Here is a 4,740-nt window from a genome sequence, read left to right as displayed (position 1 = left end):
GCCCTGGACCCGGTCCCCGGTGGTGCCGACCACGCGCGCCCGCACGGGGCGCCCGCCGGTCATGCCCTCGCCGCCCAGCAGCGCCAGCACCTCCCGCGTCTGCGCCAGCGCGAGCGGGGAGCCGCGCGTGCCCGCCCACAGCGCCGGCAGCCGGGACTCCGTGGCAAGGCCGGGGGATGGCGGGACCGGCGCCGCCGGCAAGGGGGCGGTCCGGTCCGGGGCGGCGGGGGCAGGGTCAAGGGCAGGGGCGAGCAGGGCGGCGGACATCCGGGGGGTTCCGTTCGCAGGCATTCGGTTCGGGAAAAGAGCGGACCTCCGGCTGGAAAGAGGGGTTCGCCGGAGGTCCGCAGCGGCGCGGCATGGGTCTGCCCGCCGCCGGAGTGCGCCATGCCCCGGGGCAGGCCATGGCGGTCCTTTCAGGCCAGGATCACTCGGCCGCCTGCTGCCCGCCCACATCGGCGGCGGTGGTGGGCGCCGAGGCCGGGCTGGTGTGCACCCAGTCCAGCGCGCGCTCCACGCCGGCGGCATAGGCCGGGTCCGCCTTGCGGAAATGCCCGAGCTGGCGGGCGACGATCTCCCGCGGCACGCCCTGCATCGCGCCGGCGATGTTGCGGAACAGCCGCTCCTGCTGCTCGGCGCCCAGCAGGCGGAACAGGTTGCCCGGCTGGGTGTAGTCGTCGTTGCCGTCGCGATGGTTGTAGTAGTCGGCATTCCCGTTGATGCGCAGGGGCGGCTCCTTGGCCGAGGGCTGCTCCACCGGGCCGTTGAAGGAATTCGGCTCGTAGTAGTGGTCCGTGCCGCGCGGCGCGTCGAAGCGCATCGGCCCGTCGGCGTGATAGGTGTTCACCTGGCTGCGCGGCCGGTTCACCGGCAGGGCCTCGTAATGCGTGCCGACGCGGTAGCGGTGCGCGTCGGCATAGGCGAAGATCCGGCCCTGCAGCACCTTGTCCGGGGAAAAGCCGATGCCCGGCACGATGTTCGACGGCGAGAAGGAGCTCTGCTCGATCTCCGCGAAGTAATGGCCGGGATTCCGGTTCAGCTCCAGCACGCCCACATCGATCAGCGGGTACTCGCCATGCGGCCAGACCTTGGTCAGGTCGAAGGGGTTGTAGGAGGTCCTCTCCGCATCCGCCTCCGGCATGATCTGCACGCAGACGCGCCAGCGCGGGAAGTCGCCCTGCTCGATCGCGTCATAGAGGTCGCGCTGCGCGCTCTCGCGGTCCTCCGCGATGACGGTGTTGGCTTCCTCGTTCGTCCAGGTCCGGATGCCCTGCATGGACTTGAAGTGGAATTTCACCCAGTACCGCTCGCCGGCATCGTTCCAGAAGGAATAGGTGTGCGAGCCGTAGCCGTTCATGAAGCGGTAGCCCTGCGGCAGGCCGCGATCCGAGAACAGGATCGTCACCTGGTGCAGGCTTTCCGGCGACAGCGACCAGAAGTCCCACATCGCCGTCGCCGAGCGCATGTTGGTGCGCGGATGGCGCTTCTGCGTGCGGATGAAGTCCGGGAACTTCATCGGGTCGCGGATGAAGAAGACAGGCGTGTTGTTGCCGACGAGGTCCCAGTTGCCCTCCTCGGTGTAGAACTTCAGCGCGAAGCCGCGCACGTCGCGCTCGGCATCCGCCGCGCCGCGCTCGCCCGCCACGGTGGAGAAGCGCAGCAGCACCTCGGTCTTCTTGCCCAGCTGGGAGAAGACCTTCGCCCTGGTATAGCGGCTGATGTCGTGCGTGACGGTCAGCGTGCCATAGGCGCCCGAGCCCTTGGCATGCACCACCCGCTCCGGGATGCGCTCCCGGTTCTGGTGCGCCAGCTTCTCGATGAGCTGGTAGTTCTCCAGCAGGATCGGGCCGCGCGGGCCGGCGGTCAGGCTGTTCTGGTTGTCGGGCACCGGGGCGCCGGCCGTGCTGGTCAGCACCGGGCGCGCCGCGCCACTCCGTGTTTCCTGGGTCATGAAGTCCTCCTTCCCAAACCTCGGAAGCTCTGCGGGCGACTATGCCTCCCCGCCTTCCATCGGCGAAATTGAACGTTCCTATCCTTGTGATAGGTAACGCCTAACGATGGATGGGATGGAGCCATGCCCCCGAACACCCTGGCCGGCCTCTCGCTCCGCGACCTCGAATACGCCGTCACGGTCGCGGAGCTGCGCCACTTCGGCCGCGCCGCCGAACGCTGCGGCGTCAGCCAGCCCGCCCTGAGCGAGCAGATCCGCAAGCTGGAAGGCCTGCTGGGCGTGACGCTCTTCGAACGTTCCAGCCGCCGCATCGAGCCGACCGCCCAGGCCACGAACCTGCTGCGCCAAGCGGAGGTGGTGATCCGCGAGGCGCGCGGGCTGCTGGAAATGGCCAAGGGGGAGGCCGAGCCCCTGACCGGCCCGCTGCGCCTGGGCGTGATCGCCACACTCGGCCCCTACTACGTCCCCTGGCTGCTGCCGGACATGCGGGCGCGCTATCCCGGCCTGAGCCTGCGCCTCCAGGAAGGACGGACCGGCGAGCTGCTGGAGGCGCTGCAACGCGGCACGCTCGACCTGGCGCTGGTCGCCCTGCCTTCCGGCGCGGCGGGCCTCACGGAAGCGCCGCTCTTCTTCGAACCCTTCCAGCTTGCCTGTCCGCAGGGACACTCGCTGCTGGAGCAGGAGCGGATCGGCATCCAGGATCTGGACGGCCAGGGGCTGCTGCTGCTGGAAGAAGGGCACTGCCTGCGGGAACAGGCGCTCTCCCTCTGCCATGTCCCCGCCGGGATGCGTGAGGCGCGCTTCGCCAGCTCGCTGGAAATGCTGCGCCACATGATCGCCGCGGGCGAGGGCTACTCCCTCTTGCCCCTGCTGGCGCGGCGCGAAGGCACCGCCCTGGACGGGCTCATCGACTACCGCCCCATGCGGGAACCCCGGGTCGGCCGCACCATCGGATTGGTCTGGCGCGGCACCGACCCGCGCGGGCCGGTCTTCGCGGAACTCGCGGACGTGCTGCGGGACACCGCCCCGCCCGGGACCGATCCGGATGAAAGCAAGGCCCCGCCAGCCTGATCCGGACAGCGATTGCCGCTCGCGCATCACTTCTGCCGTTGCGCCGTCCCGGGGGACAAGGCTCCGCCTTTTCCCCCCGTCCCCCTTATCCGCCAGGAACCTGAGGTTCCTGGACCTCCCGTTCGTTGCCTCTTCGCTGCGGGCCGGATCGCGCCGGAGAGCATCGCTCTCCGGCAGGCTGCCGGTGCCACCAGAGCGGACAGGGTATTTTTCTTCTTTTCAGGAGCCCCGCCTTGCCACCTGTTTCCCGGGATCAGGCCGCAGGCTGGCGGCAACCACACGGAGCCAACGAAAGCCCGGGGTCCGGGGACCGGCTTCGGTCCCCGGCGGAGAGGGGGTCCGGCGGGAGAGGCGGCGCCTCTCCCCCGGGGGCCGGCCATGGAGCGCAGCGGCCAGAACGAACGGCCGTTCGCACAACGGGCACTCGGTTCAACCCGGCTGGCTGCCCGGGCTTTCCGTGTCACCCGTTCGCGGCCTGACCGGGCCTGTCTCTTCCGGCGAGGCGTCCGCCTGCCCTTTTTCCGGCGGCGGGGCGGGCGCCGCTCCGCCGGCCCGGAGCAGGGCCAGCAGCCCTTCCAGCACCTGTTCCGGGGCGGGCGGGCAGCCGGGGATCAGCAGGTCCACCGGCAGCACCGTGCCGACTCCGCCCTCCACCGCCGGGGAGGTGTGGAAGCAGCCGCCATCCACCGCGCAGTCGCCCACGGCCACCACCCAGGCGGGACGCGCCATGCAGGCATGGGCACGGCGCAGCGCCTCCGCCATGTTGCGCGTCACCGGTCCGCTTACTAGCAGCAGGTCGGCCTGCCGCGGCGAGTCCACGAAGCGCAGGCCGAAGCGTTCCAGCTCGTAGGGCGGCGCATCGAGGGCGGCGATCTCCGCCTCGCAGCCGCCGCAGGAACCGGCGTCGATCTCCCGGATCGCCAGGCTGCGCCCCAGCCGGGCACGGGCGCCGGCGGCCATCCGCGCCGCCAGGGCGGCGACCAGGTCATCCGGCGGCCGCGGCGGCGCCTCCGCCGGCGGGGCATGGAACAGGTTCCGGATCAGGCGCGACCAGGGCAGGCGGGCGCTCACCGGGCGCTTCCCATGTCAGGCCGGGCCGCGCCACCACCGGGCCTCCGGCCGGGCTCCGACGGGCTCACAGATCCACCCCGCTGCAGGTCAGGCCGAAGGAATGCTCGCAAAGGGGGAAATCGGCCAGTTCGCTTCCCTCCATCACCGCCTCCAACAGGGGCCAGTGCAGCCAGGACGGGTCGCGGACGAAGCAGGCGCGTACCAGCCCCTCGCCATCCAGCGAAAGCCAGTGCAGCACCTCTCCCCGTGCCCCTTCCACCACGCCCGCTCCTTCCCCGGCGCGCGCCGGCAGGGGGATGGCGATCTCCCCTTCGGGCAGCGCGTCGAGCAGCAGGGGCAGGAGCTGCAGGCTTTCCCGCGCCTCGGCCAGGCGCAGCGCCAGCCGGGCGGCCGCGTCGCCACCCTGGGAGCGTGGGATCTCCATCCGGTCATAGGGCGCGTAAGGCAGGTCCCGCCGCGCATCGAAATCCCGACCGGAGGCCCGGCCGACCACGCCCCCCGCCGCGAAGCGCTCCGCCAGGGGGAGCGGCAGGCGCCCGGCCCCGCCCAGGCGCTCGGCCGCCGGGGCGGGCTGCGGCGGCAGCGCCGCCAGTCCCGCCGCCACCACCTCCAGCGCCGCACGCAGCGCCGCCTCGCCCTCCGGCATC

The 4,740-nt window shown here is 71.7% G+C and carries 3 protein-coding genes and 2 pseudogenes; 1 reads left to right on the top strand and 4 read right to left on the bottom strand.

Annotated elements, in window-relative coordinates; all coding sequences use genetic code 11:
• Nucleotides 1–267: pseudogene (locus ROTAS13_RS19560) on the bottom strand (hydroxymethylbilane synthase); the annotation flags it as partial.
• A gap of 160 nt (nt 268–427) precedes the next feature.
• Nucleotides 428–1,951 carry a catalase gene (locus ROTAS13_RS19555; RefSeq protein WP_075823159.1) on the bottom strand — a complete coding sequence of 508 codons (1,524 nt, stop codon included), beginning with the start codon at nt 1,949–1,951 and terminating at the stop codon, nt 428–430.
• Between the two features lie 123 nt (nt 1,952–2,074).
• On the opposite strand from ROTAS13_RS19555, the gene ROTAS13_RS19550 reads away from it, so the two are divergent.
• Nucleotides 2,075–3,022: a LysR substrate-binding domain-containing protein gene (locus ROTAS13_RS19550; protein ID WP_075823158.1), complete on the top strand. Its 948-nt coding sequence runs from the start codon at nt 2,075–2,077 to the stop codon at nt 3,020–3,022.
• 429 nt (nt 3,023–3,451) lie between these two features.
• Here the strand turns inward: ROTAS13_RS19550 and ROTAS13_RS19545 are convergent, their stop codons facing one another.
• Both ROTAS13_RS19545 and ROTAS13_RS19540 read right to left on the bottom strand, forming a co-directional pair.
• A complete protein-coding gene (locus ROTAS13_RS19545) occupies nt 3,452–3,982 on the bottom strand; it encodes an NADH-quinone oxidoreductase subunit B family protein (protein WP_079253366.1) in 531 nt (176 codons plus the stop codon).
• A 175-nt stretch (nt 3,983–4,157) separates the two neighbouring features.
• Nucleotides 4,158–4,740, bottom strand: a pseudogene (locus ROTAS13_RS19540) (hydrogenase expression protein HypE); the annotation flags it as partial.

Source organism: Roseomonas sp. TAS13 (genome assembly GCF_001950415.1).
GTDB lineage: Bacteria > Pseudomonadota > Alphaproteobacteria > Acetobacterales > Acetobacteraceae > Roseomonas > Roseomonas mucosa.
Note: the sequence above shows the minus strand (reverse complement) of the source record. Positions and strands in the feature narration are given on the sequence as shown.

What these genes read in the sequence shown, in the direction of transcription:
- ROTAS13_RS19555 (WP_075823159.1), bottom strand. Translation starts at nt 1,951, where the DNA reads ATGACCCAGGAAACACGGAGTGGCGCGGCGCGCCCGGTGCTGACCAGC.
- ROTAS13_RS19550 (WP_075823158.1), top strand. Translation starts at nt 2,075, where the DNA reads ATGCCCCCGAACACCCTGGCCGGCCTCTCGCTCCGCGACCTCGAATAC.
- ROTAS13_RS19545 (WP_079253366.1), bottom strand. Translation starts at nt 3,982, where the DNA reads ATGGCCGCCGGCGCCCGTGCCCGGCTGGGGCGCAGCCTGGCGATCCGG.